Annotated in this window: 13 protein-coding genes; 11 read left to right on the top strand and 2 right to left on the bottom strand. The window is 72.9% G+C overall.

The window, feature by feature from the left end:
- Positions 1–5: 5 nt before the first annotated feature.
- Positions 6–1556, bottom strand: a complete 1551-nt coding sequence (locus tag ACSHV8_RS01860; RefSeq protein WP_436528728.1) for a diguanylate cyclase — start codon at positions 1554–1556, stop codon at positions 6–8.
- A gap of 179 nt (positions 1557–1735) precedes the next feature.
- Between ACSHV8_RS01860 and ACSHV8_RS01855 the strand changes: the two genes are divergently transcribed.
- Both ACSHV8_RS01855 and ACSHV8_RS01850 read left to right on the top strand, forming a co-directional pair.
- A complete protein-coding gene (locus tag ACSHV8_RS01855; RefSeq protein ID WP_436528726.1) occupies positions 1736–2461 on the top strand; it encodes a GAF and ANTAR domain-containing protein in 726 nt (241 codons plus the stop codon).
- A gap of 40 nt (positions 2462–2501) precedes the next feature.
- On the top strand, positions 2502–3221 hold the full coding sequence (locus tag ACSHV8_RS01850; protein WP_436528724.1) for an ANTAR domain-containing protein: 720 nt from the start codon (positions 2502–2504) through the stop codon (positions 3219–3221).
- Positions 3222–3318: 97 nt separating this feature from the next.
- Here the strand turns inward: ACSHV8_RS01850 and ACSHV8_RS01845 are convergent, their stop codons facing one another.
- Positions 3319–4344, bottom strand: coding sequence for a fatty acid desaturase family protein (locus ACSHV8_RS01845; protein WP_436528722.1), 1026 nt, complete (start codon positions 4342–4344; stop codon positions 3319–3321).
- 251 nt (positions 4345–4595) lie between these two features.
- Here ACSHV8_RS01845 and ACSHV8_RS01840 point away from each other — a divergent pair, with 251 nt between their 5' ends.
- From ACSHV8_RS01840 to ACSHV8_RS01800, 9 genes are all read left to right on the top strand, one after another.
- Positions 4596–5300 carry a MerR family transcriptional regulator gene (locus ACSHV8_RS01840; RefSeq protein WP_436528720.1) on the top strand — a complete coding sequence of 235 codons (705 nt, stop codon included), beginning with the start codon at positions 4596–4598 and terminating at the stop codon, positions 5298–5300.
- 142 nt (positions 5301–5442) lie between these two features.
- The gene (locus ACSHV8_RS01835; RefSeq protein ID WP_436528718.1) at positions 5443–6408 is read left to right on the top strand and encodes a hypothetical protein; all 966 of its coding nucleotides are present in this window, start codon (positions 5443–5445) and stop codon (positions 6406–6408) included.
- A 21-nt stretch (positions 6409–6429) separates the two neighbouring features.
- A complete protein-coding gene (locus ACSHV8_RS01830) occupies positions 6430–8667 on the top strand; it encodes a TOMM precursor leader peptide-binding protein (protein ID WP_436528716.1) in 2238 nt (745 codons plus the stop codon).
- Positions 8668–8695: 28 nt separating this feature from the next.
- Positions 8696–10147: a SagB family peptide dehydrogenase gene (locus tag ACSHV8_RS01825; protein ID WP_436528714.1), complete on the top strand. Its 1452-nt coding sequence runs from the start codon at positions 8696–8698 to the stop codon at positions 10145–10147.
- Positions 10144–10953: an HlyD family efflux transporter periplasmic adaptor subunit gene (locus ACSHV8_RS01820; protein WP_436528713.1), complete on the top strand. Its 810-nt coding sequence runs from the start codon at positions 10144–10146 to the stop codon at positions 10951–10953. The genes ACSHV8_RS01825 and ACSHV8_RS01820 overlap by 4 nt, the downstream gene beginning before the upstream one ends.
- Positions 10950–13112 carry an NHLP family bacteriocin export ABC transporter peptidase/permease/ATPase subunit gene (locus ACSHV8_RS01815; RefSeq protein WP_436528711.1) on the top strand — a complete coding sequence of 721 codons (2163 nt, stop codon included), beginning with the start codon at positions 10950–10952 and terminating at the stop codon, positions 13110–13112. The genes ACSHV8_RS01820 and ACSHV8_RS01815 overlap by 4 nt, the downstream gene beginning before the upstream one ends.
- Before the next feature lies 1 nt (position 13113).
- Positions 13114–16077: an NHLP bacteriocin export ABC transporter permease/ATPase subunit gene (locus ACSHV8_RS01810; RefSeq protein ID WP_436528709.1), complete on the top strand. Its 2964-nt coding sequence runs from the start codon at positions 13114–13116 to the stop codon at positions 16075–16077.
- 99 nt (positions 16078–16176) lie between these two features.
- Positions 16177–16536 (top strand): hypothetical protein, encoded by a 360-nt coding sequence (locus ACSHV8_RS01805; RefSeq protein ID WP_436528707.1) that lies wholly within the window; start codon positions 16177–16179, stop codon positions 16534–16536.
- A gap of 173 nt (positions 16537–16709) precedes the next feature.
- A complete protein-coding gene (locus ACSHV8_RS01800; protein ID WP_436528705.1) occupies positions 16710–17051 on the top strand; it encodes a hypothetical protein in 342 nt (113 codons plus the stop codon).
- Positions 17052–17063: the final 12 nt, after the last annotated feature.

Below are 17063 nucleotides of genomic sequence, written 5' to 3'. Positions count from 1 at the left end.
TTGGTCTAAGCCGCCGCCAGCTGGTTGCGGCCGCCTCGCTTGGCCACGTAGAGGCGGGCGTCCGCGCGATCGTAGAGGTCCCGGCCCGGTTCGCCGGGCCGGCACGCGGCCAGGCCCATGCTCAGCGTCACGGTCAGGCCCGGCATGATCGTGTTCCAGTCGCGGGCCTGGATCACCCGGCGGATGCGCTCGGCGACCGCCCGGGCCTCGTCCTCGCCGGTCGCCAGGAACAGGGCGAACTCGTCGCCGCCGAAGCGGATGGCCACCTCGTCGTGCCGGCAGTGCGAGCGCAGCACGGCGGCGATCTCGCCCAGCACCCGGTCACCGACACCGTGCGAGTAGCGGTCGTTGATCTCCTTGAAGTGGTCCACGTCGATGAGCAGCAGCGAGCCGCCGGCCGTGACCGTGGTCATCCGGCGGTCGAACATGCGCCGGTTGCCCAGCCCGGTCAGCGCGTCCGAGGTGGCGGCCAGGTCGGCGGTGGTGCGCGCCGCCTCCAGCTCGACCCGGCGGTAGGCCTGGCGCAGCATCGTGCGCCGGTCCAGCCGCAGCTGCCACAGTGCCTCGACGTGACTGCGCAGCGACTCCAGCACCGCCTGGGTGACCTCGCCGGGGAATTCGAGGGCGGCCGTGATGGTCAGCTCGTACTGGAAGAGCAGGCGCTGCGAGCGCAGGACGGAGAGTTCCACGGCGGCCCGGAACTCGCGGCGGGCGGCCCGCCACTCGCCGGTCGCCCGCAGGGCCAGCCCGTGCGCGAGGTGCAGCAGGCGCGACTCGTGGTGCTGCTCGGCCGTGCGCATCCTCGGCAGCAGGTCGTCGACCAGGGCGAACGTCTCCCGGATCCGGCCCGCCTTGGCGTGGCAGACGGCGAGCAGCCCGATGGCCAGTGGGGAGTCGATGCCGTGGTCGATCCAGTACTCCAGCGCGGCCGTGCTCTTGGCGACCAGGTTCGCCGCGTCCTCGGTCCGGCCGACCTGGTCCAGGCGCAGCGCCCACTCCAGCCACAGCTCGGCCTGGGTCAGCGCGGCGGCCGAGCGGTACACGTCGTCGGTCGGGTCGAACGCCTCGATCGACTTGCGCATCGCCTCGTCGGCCAGCTCGAACAGCTCGGCGACCCGGGCCGCCTGGGCCAGCGAGGCCATCGCCGAGAAGTAGCGCAGACCCTTGCGCGGCGCCACGTCCAGCACGGCCATCGCCCGGGCGACGTAGTGCAGGCCGTCGTCGATCCGGCCCAGGTCGATGAGCACCTCGGCCGCGTCCGCCATGATCTTGGCGTCGGTGGCCTTCGGACCGCCCAGCCGGGTCTGGTCGGTGATCAGGTCCTCGGCGATGCGCAGGGCCTCGTCCAGCCGGCCCAGGGACTTCAGCGCGTACATCCGGCCCAGCCGGCTGACCCGGTGGGTGCGGTGGTCGCCGAGCATCAGCGTGATCGCCTCGGCCTGGTCGGCGGCCAGCAGCGTCTCGGTGTGGTGGCCGCGGATGGTCAGATCGTGCACATGAAGCGCGAGTTCGGCGTACGGGCCGTACGGCGACACCAGTACCGGCAGTCGGTTCATCGGCATCCCCCGTTTCCCATGGCCTTATCGTCGGCCGTTCCGCTCCCGACGTGAGATGTCTGGCGACGCGACCGCCTTCCTGGTGGCGTATTGTCACCACTACATTCGGACACGCTGCTGCCCTGGTCCTCGGCGGTTCCCCAAGCCAGGGAGAGGTGCAGCCATGAGCCGGTACTCCCGTGGATGAGCTGATCCTCCGGGTGGCGCGCCTGGTCGCCGAGGAGCCCGCGCGCGCCGGCGACCGCGGCGGGGTCGCCGGGACCCTGCGCCGGTTGTGCAGTGCCGCGCGGCGGGACCTGTCCGCCGCCGGAGTGGGGGTGAGCGTGATGGCCGAGAACGGAATGCGGGGCGTGGCCGCAGTGTCCGAGCCGTCCTGCGAGCCCCTGGAGGAGCTGCAGTTCACCCTCGGTGAGGGCCCGTGCCTGGACGCCTTCGCCAGTCGCCGGCCGGTGCTCGTGCCCGACCTGTTCGACGGGGCGATGCGGCGGTGGCCGGGCTACGCGCCCGCGCTGCACGACGGCGGCATGCGAGCGGTGTTCGCCTTCCCCCTGCAGATCGGCGCGGCCCGCCTCGGCGCCCTCGACGTCTTCCGGGTCGAGCCGGGCTCGCTGACCGAGGGCGAGCTCCGCGACGCGCTGACCTTCGCCGACGTGGCCGTGACGACGCTGCTGGACGGCCAGGAGCGGGCCGGCCCGGAAGCGGTCGCCGACGGGCTGGACGAGGTGATGGGCCACCGGGCGGAGTTGTTCCAGGCCCAGGGGATGGTCGCGGTGCAATTGGGCATTTCTCTGGTCGACGCGTTGGCCCGGTTGCGCGCCTACGCGTACGTCGAGGACCGGGCGCTGGGTGAGGTGGCCCGTGATGTGGTGGCCCGTAGGCTTTCGTTCGACAGCGGCATGTCGTGACCGCCGTCGCCACGCAGCCGCAGAGAGGCGGTAGATCGCTGTGACGACCGTGTCCGCCGAGCGGCTCTCGAAGCTGTTCGTCGAAGTGGCCGATACCCTCGTCGACGAGTTCGACCTGGTGGAGTTCCTGCAGATGCTCACCCGGCGGGTGGCCGAGTTGTTCGACACCGGCGAGGTCGGGCTGATGCTGGCCGACCATCGCGACCGGCTGACCTTCATGGCCGCTTCCGACGAGAGCGCGCGCCTGATGGAACTGTTCCAGTTGCAGTACGGCGACGGCCCGTGCCTCGACGCGTTCCGCACCGCCCAGCCGGTGATCAACGTCGACCTGGCCGCCGCGACCGACAAGTGGCCCCGGTTCGCGCCGCACGCCACCCGGGCCGGTTTCGTGTCGGTGCACGCGTTCCCGCTGCGGCTGCGCAAGAAGGTGATCGGCGCGATGGGCGTGTTCGGCAGCGCCACCGAGCTGGACCACGCGGACATCTCCATCGTCCAGTCCCTGGCCGACGTCGCCGTGATCGGCCTGCTGCAGGAACGCGCCATCCGCCGCGGTGAGGCACTCACCAGCCAGCTGCAGGGCGCGCTGGACAGCCGCATCGTCATCGAGCAGGCCAAGGGCATCGTCGCCCAGGCCCGCGGGGTGACGCCCGACGAGGCGTTCACGCTGATCCGCGACTACGCCCGCCGCAACAACCGGCGCCTCAGCGAGGTGACCGCCGCCATCGTCACCGGGCTCCCCCACCTGCCTGAACTGGGCTGATCCGTGGGGGCGGAGCGAGGCGATCCTGCGGGCCGGCCGGTACCCCCTCTGACCGCGGCCCGCAGGACCTACCCCGTTCCCGAGGAAAGTTCTGGTGTCAGCGCCGCGCCGCGCGCAGCGGTTCTCCGACGGCGTGCAGGTGGCGCAGCGCCTGCCGGTACGACGTGAACAGGTCCGTCTCCTCGTAGGAGACCCCGGCCCGCTCGCAGTACTCCCGGACGATCGGCTGCGCCCGGGGCAGGTTCGGCGTCGGCATGGCCGGGAACAGGTGATGCTCGATCTGGTAGTTCAACCCGCCCAGGGCCACGTCGGTCAACCGGCCACCGGAGACGTTGCGCGAGGTCAGCACCTGCTTGCGTAGGTAGTCCTCGTCGCCGGCCGGGTGCGGCATGCCCTTGTGGTTGGGCGCGAACGTCATCCCCAGGTACACCCCGAACACCGCCTGGTGCACGAGGAAGAACACCAGCGCCTGCAGCGGGGACAGCACCAGCAGCAACGCGGCCAGGTAGGCGACCACGTGCAGGCCCATCAGCCCCGCCTCCAGGGCGCGGCACTTCATGCCCGTACGTCGCAATGCTTTGATGCTGGAAATGCGCAGGTCGATGCTGAGCAGAGTCAGCAGGGGGAAGAAGAGCCCGGCCTGGTGGCGGTTGACGAAACCCTTCACCCCGCGCCGGCCCCAGGCCGACTCGGTGGCCCAGATCAGCAGCTCCGGCTGCACGTCCGGGTCGAGATCGTCGTGGTTGGGGTTGTTGTGGTGGCGGGTGTGCTTCTCCATCCACCAGCCGTAACTCATCCCGACGACGACGTTGGCGGCGATCCGGCCCGCCACGGCGCTCGGCCGCCTGGTGCGGAACACCTGACGGTGGGCCACGTCGTGGGCCAGCAGGGCGGCCTGCGCGAACACCAGCCCGAGCACGCCGGCCAGCGCGATGTTCCACCACGACGAGCCGATCAGGAAGAACGCCGCCCAACCGCCGGCGAACAACGCGCCCACGACGCTCGCCCGGACCGCGTAGTAGGCGGGCCGCCGTTCGAGCAGGCCGGCCTCGATGACGCGGCGGTTCAGGGCGGCGAAATCGCTACCGGCCGGTGCGGGCCGGGGCAGGACAGATGAGCTCATGGCGCGACTCCTGGCAACGTCTGGTCTGATGACGAGGCCGCGGAGTCTGGACGGCCGGCGACCCGTCGCCCGGGGGCGATGGGTGCGTGAGGTCATCGATACCCACGCGGCCGGCGACAAAACCGAAACCCGATTTCGGCGTACGTAGTGAGCACCGCCCCGTCGTCGGAAACATGGGTGCTCCGCACCGATGCGGCCCCCACCGCCCCGTTGCCACGATGACCGCAGGTGATCGGGCAAAGGGGGAGACCGTGCAGTACACGATCGACGAGCTCGGCCGGACCGTCGGCATGTCCCCGCGCAACATCCGCGCCCACCAGGCCCGCCGGCTGCTCGCCCCGCCGGTGCGCAAGGGCCGGACCGCCTACTACGACGACGGCCACGTGCGCCGCCTGGAGACCGTCAAGGCGCTGCAGCGGCAGGGCTTCAACCTGGTGGCGATCGAGGCCATGCTCGGCCTGCGCGACAGCGACCCGGCCGGCGACCCGGTGGCCGGGCTCCTGCAACGGCTCAACGCCGAACAGCCGTCGCTGGTCCACGCGCTGGTCCGGCACGGCGTGGTGGTCCGCGCCGAGGACCGTACGCTGCGGCTGGTCCGCCCCCGGGCGTTGCGGTCGGCCCTGGAGCTGCGCCGGACCGGGGTGCGCCCGGTCCCGTCCCTGCAGGTGCTGGGCGAGGTGCTGGACAGCGTGCACTCGGTCGCCGAGGAACTGATCCGGGCCACCGGCGCCCGGGTGATCGCGTTGAGCCCGGGGCTGACCGCCGGTGGTGGCCGGCCGTGGGTGGAGGTCGACCAGGAGGCCGTGGCGCTGACCCAGGGCCTGGTCGACATGCTGACCGAGGCGTTCCGGACCGCGCTGGAGAACCACGGGCACACGTCGGTGATGGAGTTCATCGCCCAGGGGCCGGACGTGGACCTGGCCCTGGAGGACACCAGCACGGTCGACACCGGCTGATGTCACGGTCCGGGCGTCGATGACGTCGTCCGGTGTCCCGGTCGGGAACGCATCGGCCGGGTTCGACGTGATCGGGCCGGATCGCCCCGGCGCCTGCAGATACTCGACGGCGACGGTACGCGATCAACCCCGGGAGTATCGGATGAGCCTGCCCAATCCTCGACGCGGCGCCGGCGCCCTCCTGCTCGCCCTGCTGCTCACCGCCTGCGCCGGGCCGGCCGGGGAACCGGCCGTGGCCGGCACGCCCGGGACGTCGTCACCGGCGTACGCCTCGATCCTGGCCGCCTTCGACGAGGCCGACTCGGCCGCCTCGGCCGGCGGGAACGTCGAAGCCCTCAAGGGTCAGGAGACCAGCCCGTCGCTGCAGTTCAGCGTCGCCGCGGTGAACCGCGCCAAGATCACCGGCCGGTCCCAGCCGGCGTTCCGGCACACCGACCCGGTGTTCGCCGCCCCGCACGAGGACCTGCCCTGCTTCCTGGCCACCGCGAGCCTGCGGCTCACCGGCGAGGAGATGAGCCCGGTCGACGTCAGCCACTTCCTCAAGGGCCCGGACGGCGCCTGGCGGCTGAGCCACAACGTGCAGGTCAGCGCCGACATGGCGCCCGCCGCCCGGTCGATCGCGGGCGCGACCGCCGGCTCCGGCACCGCCCTGCTCCCGGAGTCGCAGCGCAGCGCCCTGGTCGCCGAACTGTTCGCCCGCACGATCGCCGCCGGCACCGGCGAGCTCGTCGCCCCGAGCCGGGTGCTGGACCAGCAGCTGGCCGCCGGATGGTCGATCTACCACCAGCAGATGTCGGCGGCCGGCATCACCGTGGCCCGGACGCTCACCGGTTCGGAATGGTCCGCGTGCGCGGCGCCGGCCGGCGGCGGGGTGCTGACCTTCCTGACCCTGTACGCCACCGATCGGCTCACCGCCGACAGGAAGGGCGGCCGGGTGACGCTGCCGGTGGAGAGCCCGGACGTCACCGCCACCGGCCACCGCGAGCCGGTGTCCGGCGAGGCCCTGACCGTGTCCCGCCTCGAAGTGTTCCTGCTGCTCGTGCCCCCGACCGGGGCCGCCACCGTGCTGGGCCTGCTGGACACCGCGACCTCGGTCGAGCCGACCTAGCCCCCACGTCTGGAGGAACCCGTGCCGCTGACCGGCCGTCCCCGGCTTCGCGCCGACTATCAACCTTTCCCGGTCGACGGGCACCTGGCCGTCGTCGGCGAGGGCCGGAACCTCCTGATCGACAACGCGGCCGCGGCCGCGCTGGCCGGGCTCCTCGACGGCACCCGCACGTTCGCCGACCTGGCCGCCGCGCTGGGCGACCGGTTCACCGTCCCGGAGCTGGCCGCCGCCCTGCGCCGGATGGACCGGCTCGGCCTGCTGACCGACGGCCCGGCCACCGTCCCGGCCGGGCACGCCGCGGCCTGGGACGCCCGCGGCGTCGACCCGGAGGCCGCGGACCGCTGGCTGGCCGGCGGCCGGGTCGTGGTCGTGGACGCCGGAGCGGCCACGGCCAAGCCGCTGGCCGATCTGCTGGCCGGGCACGGGCCGCACGTCGAGCGGGTCCCGATCGACGCGCCCGATCTCCGGCGGCGGCTCGACACGGCCGGTGACGCCCAGCTCGTGGTGGTCGTCGAGGCGATGACCGACCCGCGGCTGGACGCGCTCAACACGTACCTCCTGGAAGCCGGCCGTTCGTGGACCCTGGTCCGCCCGGTCGGCAACGTGCTGGTGCTCGGCCCGCACCTGCGGCCCGGGGTCACCGGCTGCTGGGTCTGCCTGCGCCGGCGCTGGGAGGACAACGAGCAGGTGGAGAAGTACCTGGCCGACCGCCTCGGCGACCGGCCGCGGGCGGCCCGGGCGACCCTGCCCCCGCTGGCCGGGGTGGTGGCCGGGCTGCTCGCGGCCGAGCTGCCGGTGCTCGCCGTGACCGGATCCTCGGCCCGGCTGACCGGGCGGATGATCACTCTGGACAGCCGGGATCTGACCAGCCAGGATCACACGCTGGTCCGGCAACCCCAGTGCCCGGCCTGCGGAACCCCCGGGCCGGCGGAACCGACGGCGATGACGTTCCCGCCGGCGCCCTACACCGGCGCCGAGGGCCGGGCGGTGACCGCCGAGCAGACCCTGGAACGGCTGAGCCGGCACATCAGCCCGTACCTGGGTGTCGTCACCCGCGTGACGCCGCTCGACGGCAACGACAACGGCCTGCTCTTCGGTTTCTCCGCCGGGCACAACTTCGCGCAGGCCACCAGCCCGGTGACGTTGCGGCGCAACCTGCGCGGGCAGAGCGGCGGCAAGGGACGCACCGAGGCGCAGGCCCGGGCCGGCGCGCTCGGCGAGGCGATCGAGCGGTACTGCGGGGTCTGGCGCGGCGACCGCCCGGTCCACCGGGCGAGCTGGACCGACCTGGGTCCCGAACGGGCCGTGCACCCCCGCGAGCTGCTGCACTTCTCCGACCGGCAGTACGCCGGCCGGGATCGGTTCAACGCCGGCTCGTCGCACTTCCACCGGATCCCGGTGCCACCGTCCGACGACGCCGTCATCGACTGGAGTGCCGGCTGGTCGCTGACCCACGACCGGCCACGGGCGCTGCCCGCCTCGTACTGCTGGTACGGCCACCCGGAGGGCCCGTCCGACTCCAACGGCAGCGCGGCCGGGAACAGCCCGGCCGAGGCCGTCGTCCAGGGCTTCTGCGAGCTGGTGGAACGCGACGCGGTGGCGCTGTGGTGGTATCACCGCTCCCGGGTGCCCGGGGTTGACCTGCACGCGTTCGGTGACCCGTGGCCGGCCGCCGTCCAGACTCTCTACCGGCGGCGCTACCGGCGGGACCTGTGGCTGCTGGACCTCACCGCCGACCTGCCGATCCCGGTCTACGCCGCGGTGTCGCCCCGGCTCACCGGCGGGGACGTGCTGATCGGCTTCGGCGCCCACTTCGATCCGGCGGTCGCCGCCACCCGGGCGATCACCGAGCTGAACCAGTTCCTGCCGATGGTGCAGAACCCGGCCGACGGGTCGGCCCGGCCCGGCATCACCGACCCGGACACGGTCGAGTGGCTGAGCACCGTACGCGTCGAGGACGAGACCTGGCTGGCCCCGGCCGGCACCCGGGCCGCCCCGGCGTCGCTGGCCACCCACGACCTGGCGGCCGACGTGGCGGCGTGCGTGCGGATGGCCGCCGGCGCGGGCCTGGAGGTCATCGTCCTCGACCAGTCCCGCCCCGATCTGGAACTGGCCGTCGTCAAGGTGATCGTGCCCGGTCTGCGGCACTTCTGGCGCCGGCTCGGGCCGGGCCGGTTGTGGGAGGTCCCGGCGCGGCTGGGTCGCCTCCCGGTCGCCGCCGACGAGAGCTCGGCCAATCCGCGCAGCGTCTATTTCTGAGCCGCAAGACCGGAAGAGGGTGGGCAGGGTGGAGGAGTTCTACCGCATACGCGAGGACGCCGAGGTGGAGACGCCACCGGACGGGTCGGTGGTGATCCGCCAGAGTCGGTTCCGGTTGCGTCTGGACCGGCTCGGCGTCGGCCGGCGAGCCCTGGTGCTGCGCCTGGCCGAGGGCTGGGTCGGTGAGGTCGAGGTCGGCCGCCTGGTCACCGGTTCCGAGGGGGAGGGCAAAGTCCTTCCCGCGTACGCGTTGCTGCGCCGCCTGGTCCGGCACGGCTGGCTGCGACGCCGGTTGTCCGACGCCGACCGTCCGATCGCCGAGATCCGCCCCCGCGGGCTGGGCGCCGGCGACGGCCGTCCCGGGGCGGCCCGCCACCGGCCCGCGGTCGGCTACCGGCTGTCCCGGTTCGCGACGCTGCGCGCGGAGGCCGGCGCGCTGGTGTCGTCGAGCCCGCTCGGCGATCACGGTGTCGCCTGCCTCGACCCGCGGCTGGCGGTCGCGCTGGGCCGGGCCGCCGGGGACGACGGCTGCGACGTGGCCGGGCTGGCCGCGGACACCGGCCTGGACGCGGCCGGGGCCGGGCGGGTGCTCGACGAGTTGCTGGCCGCGCGGGTGCTGGTGCCACCGGCCGACCGGGCCGCCGAGGGCGACGATCCGCCGCTGGTCTTCTGGTCGCCGGAGGACCTGGCCCTGCACGACCGGTCCCGGCCGGGGCGGCACGCGTTCCCGGTGGGCGGCACGTTCCCGTTCCGCGGCCGACTCGCCGCCCCGCCGGTACGCCACGAGTTCGCCGGAGCCCCGGTGATCACGCTGCCGGAACCGGACCTGGACGCCGTCGCCAAGACCGACGACTCGCTGACCGACGTCGTCCGGGCCCGGCGCAGCCTGCGCCGGCACGACGACCGGCACCCGATCACCCTGGCCCAGCTGGCCGAGTTCCTGGCCCGGGTGCAACGGGCCACCGACGTGGCCGACTCCGGCGGTCTCGAAGTGGCGCGGCGGCCCTACCCGGGGGCCGGCGCGGTCTACGAGCTGGAGGTGTACGCCCTGGTCAGCATGTGCGACGGCCTCGATCCCGGCCTGTACCACTACGAGTCGCACGGACATCGGCTGGAGCTGGTGAACGGGCGGCCGGGCGCGGACCGGCTGGTGTCGTACGCCCGGGCGGCCAGCGCGATGGAGGGTGACCCGCAGATCGTCCTGGTCGTCACCGCCCGGGTGCAGCGGCTGATGTGGAAGTACGAGGGTCTCGGCTACGCGATGATCCTGAAGAACGCGGGCGTGCTGACCGGGCTGATGTACCTGGTCGCCACCGCCATGGGCCTGGCCCCGTGCGCCCTGGGCGCGGGCGACTCGGCCGCGTTCGCCGCGCTCAGCGGCCTCGACCCGCTGGTCGAACCGGCGGTGGCCGACTTCCTGCTCGGCTCGCGCCGGCCGGAGGATTCCGTACTCGGCTCGCGCAGGCCGGAGGACCGATGAGATTCCGCAAGCAGGCCCTGCAGAAACTGGAGGGTCCCGAGCAGCTGGACGAGGTCGTCCGCCTCGCCACGGTCCCGACGTGGCTGGTCACCGGCGCGCTGCTGGTGATCGTCGCGGCGGCCGGCATCTGGGCGGTGACCGGCGAGGTGGTCCGCGCGGTCCGGGCCGACGGCGTCCTGGTCCACTCGGCCGGGGTGTCCGGACTGGACGCCACCGCGAGCGGCCAGGTCGCCGAGGTGTGGGTGGGCCCGAACCAGCGGGTCGCCCGGGGCCGTCCGCTGTACAGCGTCGTCGACCCGGCCGGCAAGATCCGCACGGTCGCCTCGCCGTGGGACGCGTACGTCGTGCAGTGGCTGGTCAACGAGGGCGAGCTGCTGCAGCCGGGCACCCGGGTGGCCGACATGGAACGACTCGACTCCCCCGGTGACGCGTTGCAGGCGGTGGTCTGGCTGCCGGCCTCGTACGCCCCGGTCATGCACCCCGGGAGCCGGGTCGAGGTGACCGCCGACGCGGCCCCGCAGCCGGTGTTCGGCACGATCCGGGGCACGGTCTCGTCGGTCGGCGCGTTCCCCGAGTCGGACGCGTCGCTGCGCGCCTTCCTGGGTGACCGGCAGGACGTCGGCACGCTGCTCGCCGCCGGGTCGGTGGTCCGGGTGACGGTCCGGCTCGATCCCGACCCGGAGTCGCCGAGCGGCCTGCGCTGGACCAAGGCGTCACCGCCGTTCCGGCTGACCTCGGCCAGCCGGGTCACCGCCCGGTTCGTCATCGCCGCCGAACACCCGATCGACTGGATGCTGGCCCGATGACCGCCGAGGTGCAGCGCGTGCGCTCCCGCAAGCGGCGGGTCCGCACGCCCACGGTGATCCAGATGGAGGCCGTCGAGTGCGGCGCCGCCGCCCTGGCCATCGTCCTGGGCCACTTCGGCCGGCACGTGCCCCTGGAGGAGTTGCGGGAGACGTGCGGGGTCAGCCGGGACGGGTCGACCGCGGCCAGTGTCATCAAGGGCGCCCGCAAGTACGGCCTGACCGCCCGCGGCCTGCAACTGGATCTGCCCGGCCTGCCCGACCTGCCGTTGCCGGCCGTGCTGTTCTGGAAGTTCCAGCACTTCGTCGTCCTGGAGGGGCTGGGCCGCAAGGTCTACCTCAACGATCCGGCCACCGGTCCGCGGGCGGTGAGCTGGGAGGAGTTCGACGGCGCGTTCACCGGCATCGCCCTGGCCATGGAGCCGGGCCCGGAGTTCCGCCGCGGCGGCGGGCGCTACCGGATCCTGCCCGCCCTGGCCCGCCGGCTGCGCGGGATGGCCTCGACGGTCACCCTGACCGTCCTGCTGGGTCTGATCCTGGCCCTGGTCAGCCTGGCCATGCCGACGTTCACCCGGGTCTTCGTGGACCGGGTGCTGCTCGGCGGCGGGGATTCGGCGGCGCTGGCCGGGCTGGTCGCCGGGATGCTGGTGGCGATCGCGCTGACCCTGGTCGCCGGGCTGCTGCAGCAGCGCCTGATGGTCCGGGCCGAGGCGACGCTGGCGCTCAGCGGGGCGGCCCGGTTCGTCCGGCACCTGTTCCGGCTGCCGCTGGCCTTCTTCACCCAGCGGCAGGCGGCCGACCTGACCCAGCGGATCCGCAGCAACGAGATGGTCGCCGACGTCGTCACCCGCCGAATGGCCGGTACCGCCATCGACATGTTCCTGGTGCTGGCCTACGGCGTCCTGATGTGCCAGTACGACCCGCTGCTGGGCCTGTTGTCGATGGCGTTCGCCGGCCTCAACGTGGTCGTGCTGCGCTACGTGTCGATGCGGCGGACCACCGCGGTCGCCGGGTTGCAGGCCGATCGGGGCCAGCTGTTCGCCACGGTCTACACCACCATCCAGATGATCGAGTCGTTCAAGGCGGCCGGCGGTGAGCAGCTCGGGTTCCAGCGGTTCGCCGGGCGGGCCGCGGCGGTGCTCTCCGGCCAGCAGCGGCTCGGCGTGCCCACGGCGGTGCTGTCGGCCGTGCCGCCGCTGCTGGCCGCCATGAACACCGCGGTCCTGCTCGGCCTGGGCAGCCGGCGGGTCCTGGAGGGCGCGCTGGGCGTGGGCGTGCTCACCGCCATGCAGGGCCTGTCGACCGCGATGAACCGGCCGGTGACCAGCCTGACCGCGCTCGGCTCCCGGTTGCAGGAGATGAGCGCCGACCTGAGCCGGCTGCGCGACGTCGAGCGCTATCCGGTGCCGGCGGTGCCGCGGGCGGTGACGCCGGCCGGCCCGGTCGAGGGCCACGTCCGCATCTCCGACGTCACGTTCGGCTACAACCCGATGGCCAAGCCGCTGATCAGCGACTTCAGCCTGGATCTGCCGCCCGGTGCGCGGGTCGCGCTGGTCGGTGGTTCGGGCAGCGGCAAGTCGACGGTCGGACGGCTCGTCGCCGGTCTGCACGAGCCGTGGTCGGGCCGGATCACCGTCGACGACCTCACCTCGGCCGAGGTGGATCCGCGGGTCTGGGCCGCCGTGGTCGCCATGGTCGACCAGGACCAGCTGCTGTTCGAGGGCACCATCCGGGAGAACGTGACGATGTGGGACCCGACCGTCGCCGAGGACCAGATCATCAGCGCGCTGCGCGACGCCGCCGTCTTCCAGGAGGTGTCGGCCCGGCCCGGTGGCCTGTCCGGCCTGGTCCGCGAGGGCGGGCTGAACTTCTCCGGCGGTCAGCGGCAGCGCCTGGAGATCGCCCGGGCCCTGGTGCGCCGGCCCCGGGTGCTGGTGCTGGACGAGGCGACCAGCGCGCTCGACGCCCAGACCGAGCTGCTGGTCGACCACAACCTGCGGCGGCGGGGCGCGACCTGCCTGATCGTGGCGCATCGGCTGTCCACGGTCCGCGACTGCGACCTGATCGTGGTCCTGGATCAGGGCCGGGTGGTCGAACAGGGCACCCACGACGATCTGCTGGCCCGCGGCGGCCACTACGCCCAACTCGTACGGGAGCAGTGAGATGGAGATGACCGGGGTGCCGTCCGGGCTCACCGATCGGGCCGAGCCGATGCCGGCCGGTCCGTGCCGGCTCAACGGCCGGCACGCCGCCTACCTGGTCCGGGGCGGGGCGGCCGACCTGTTCGCGGTCCGGTCCCGGCTCGGCGGTCAGGTGTCGCGGCGGCACTTCGTGGCCCGGATCCCGGACGGCGGGCTGATGCCGAGCCCGAACGCGCTGGGCGCCTGGCGGCTGCTGCTGGTGCCGCTGCCCGGCACCCGGGTGTACGGCGTGACCGCCGAACTCCTGCATCAGGTCCGCGCCCAGGTCGACGCCGACGGCGTGCCGACCGCCACGGTGACCGCCCTGGCCGTGACCGCGGGCCTGGACCGGGCGTTGCTGGCCGTCGCCGACACGCTGCGCATCGGGCAGGCGCCGCGGGAGGCGGCCGCGCTGGCCCCGCGCCGGCTCGGCTCGCTGGCCGCGGGCGCGTCGGTGACCAGCGTGTCCGGGGTGTGGTGGGTGCGGTCGGCCGGTGGCCAGATCATGCGCAACGACGCCGGTGACGCCGAGGTCTCCGACCTCGACGAGCTGCTGATGGTGGCCGGCCGGGACTGGTTCACCGCGGTCACGGCGTGCGCGGTCGAGTGTCTGTCGTCGGTGGATCTGATGCTGACCGGCGATCTGTGGCCCGCCGTGGACCGGCATCTGGCCCGGCTGAAACGGATCATCCAGGTCAGCATCGAGGCCGACGAGGAAGAATTTCGGCGTACGATCGCCGATCGCGAACGCGTCGACGCCGAGACGGTGGCCGCCTCGGCCCGCCGGGCTCTGGGCGTGCTCGGCGCGCATCGCGCCCCGCCGGCCGAGGTGTCCCAGGTGCGCCGCGACTTCACCCAGCGCGCGGTGGCGATGCTGAGCCGGTTGACCGAGGACGCCGAGACTCCCGTGACCGAGCCGGCCGACCGCACCCGCCCGCCGACCGGTGACCGGGCCGCGGTGCTGGTCGTGGCCCGCAGTTCCGCCCTGCACCTGCGCGAGGTGAAGCTGCCCGGCGGCTGGTGGCGGCGCGACCTCGGGCCGCTGATCGGCTGGCGGTCGCCGTCCGACGAGGCGGTGCCGCTGCTGTTCCGGCGGGGCCGCTACCACGAGGTCGACCCGGACACCGGGGCCCGCACGCGGGTGGACAAGGCCGGGGCGGCCGGTTACCAGAAGCTGGCGACCCAGGTCCAGGTGCCGCTGCCGCAGCGGGCCGGCCCGTCCGACCTGCTGCGGCTGGGGTTGCGGGGCACCGGTGGTGACCTCTACGGCCTGCTGGCCAGCGGCTTCCTGGTGGCCGTGCTGAGTCTGGCCACCCCGCTGATCTCCGGCCTGGTGCTGGGGGCGCTGGCCCGGGAGGGCACGTTCTCCGGCATCGGCGGGGTGTCGCTGCTGTTCCTGGCCGGTGCGGTCGTCACCGCCATGCTCGCGGTCGCGCAGAACCTGCGCCTGCTGCGAATCGAGGGGCGGCTGGAGAACGCCGCGCAGTCCGCGGTCTGGGACCGCCTGATCCGGTTGCCGGTGCGGTTCTTCCGCGCGCATCCCAGCGGGGAACTGGCCAACGCGGTCCTGGGCATCTCGTTCACCCGGGAGGTGCTCAGCGGCATCCTCACCCAGGCGGTTCCGGCGGCTTTCGCCGCCGTCACCATTCTCGGCCTGCTCTTCGCGACCAGCCCACCCATCGGGGTGTACGGCGTCGTCGTGACGCTGTGCCTGGCCGGGTTCACCTGGGCCTGCGGCTCGGTGGTGGTCCGCCGCCAGCGGCAGGCGCTGCCGGTCGAGCATCGGACCGCGGCGCTGGCCAATCAGCTGCTCGGCGGCATCAGCAAGATCAAGCTGGCGCGGGCCGAGGACCGGGCCTACGCCCGCTGGGCCGACGGGAACTCGGCGTCGCGCACGGCGCTGCAACGCGTGCGGCGGGTGCAGGCCACGATCATGGCGGTGGCTTCCTCCGTACCCGTGGCCGGGCAGTTGATTCTGTTGACCTTGCTGGCCGGCCCGTTGCGCGGTGGCCTGGGCGAGACGGCGTTCTTCATCGTCAACGTGGCGTTCATGCTGCTGCTGGGCTCCCTGCTGGTGCTCGTCTCCTCGGGGGTGGAGGTGCTGGCCGCGCTGCCCCGCCTGACCGCTCTCGACCTGGTCCTGGACGTGCAACCGGAACGGCCGCCGCACCGCATCGACCCGGGTGAGCTGCGCGGCGAGATCGAGCTCAACCAGGTGACGTTCGGCTACAACCCGGATGATCCACCGGTGCTGCAGGACGTCTCGCTGCAGGTCAGCTCGGGCGAGTTCGTGGCGATCGTCGGCCCGAGCGGCTGCGGCAAGTCGACGCTGCTGCGCCTGCTGCTCGGTTTCGAGCATCCGGACAGCGGATCGGTCCTCTACGACGGTCAGGACCTGGCCGAACTCGACGTGCACGCGGTGCGCCGGCAGTGCGGGGTGGTGCTGCAGGACGGGCGGCTGTTCGCCGGGACGATCCGGGAGAACATCTGCGGCACCGGCGACTTCACCCTGGACGAGGTGTGGGCGGCCGCGGCCATGGCCGGGCTCGACGAGGACGTCAACCGGCTGCCGATGGGGATGGCCACGATGGTGCCGTTCGGCGGCGGCACGCTCTCGGTCGGGCAGCGGCAGCGCATCCTGATCGCCCGCGCGTTGATCCACCATCCCCGGGTCCTGCTCTTCGACGAGGCCACCAGCGCGCTCGACAACCGTACGCAGGAGGTCGTCACCGCCAGCACGCAGCAGCTCGCGGCGTCCCGGGTGGTCATCGCCCACCGGCTGTCGACCGTGCGCAACGCCGACACCGTGGTGGTGATGGACCGGGGCCGGGTCGTCCAGCAGGGGTCGTTCGACGCGCTGATGGCCGACCGTGACGGGCTGTTCCACGCCCTGGCCCGGCGGCAGCTGCTGACCGGGCCGGACGATGACACCGATCCGTTCCGCTGACGGTCCGGCCGCGGTGGAATTCACCGTCATCGGCGTCCCCGCATTGGCGCGCGGAACAATCCGCAGCAGGATCGACGGCAGGTGAAGAATGGAGGGACAATGAATTCCACGGAACGGGCGGTCCTCATCGCCGCCTACAGCCGACTGGTCGCCGACGTCTGGGCCGATCCGGCCACGGAAATACGATTGGGCACCGATCCGCGGGGCCTTCTGCTCGATTACGGCCTGGACGTGCCGGACGGCGTGGCCGTCACCGTCGTCCGGGACGGCCTGGCCTCCCCCGACCTCGAGATCCAGGTCGCGGCCTGGCGTGACTGCCTCGAAACGGGAACGTTCACCCTGTTCGTGCCCCCGATCGGCGAGGTCGAGGAGGCCGCGCTGGACGAGGACGAGCTGGACAGCGTGGTGGCCGGCCTGGACACCACGTGCGCTTGCTGCTGCCCCTGCTGCTGTACCTGACCCCCCGGGAAAGAATGGCCCGCCGATATCGGATATCGGCGGGCCATTTCCTGTTGTCCAAAAGCTTCGAATGGCACGGATCGATGTAATCGAGCATTTTTCCTTGGGCTCGGGGAAAGGCGCTCATAGGCTCATGGACAGAACCCGGATCCACTTCTCGAAAAGGGGACACCATGACCGCCATCGCCAGCCCCGAGACCTTCGTCCGCAAGTACTCCGAGCTGATGCTCGGCGTGTGGCGCGACGACGCCGAACTGACCAAGCTGCTCGCCGACCCGACCAAGTACGCCACCGAGGCCGGCCTGCCGGTCGACGCCGGCGCGACCGTCACCCTGGACCGCGGCCAGAAGGAGTCGCTGTTCACCAAGGACGAGGTCATCGGCGACTGGACCAAGACCCCGGGCCAGCACATCCTGCACGTCCCGGAGACGCCGCTGGTCGACCTCAGCGAGCTGACCGACGACCAGCTGGAGACCGTCGCGGGCGGCCTCGTGGTGATCATCATCATCCTCTGACCAGCAGGTTCT

The sequence above is a fragment of the Actinoplanes sp. HUAS TT8 genome (assembly GCF_051380535.1).
In the GTDB taxonomy this organism is placed as follows: domain Bacteria; phylum Actinomycetota; class Actinomycetes; order Mycobacteriales; family Micromonosporaceae; genus Actinoplanes.
The sequence above is the reverse complement of the archived record's forward strand: the minus strand, read 5'-3'. Positions and strand labels throughout refer to the sequence as shown.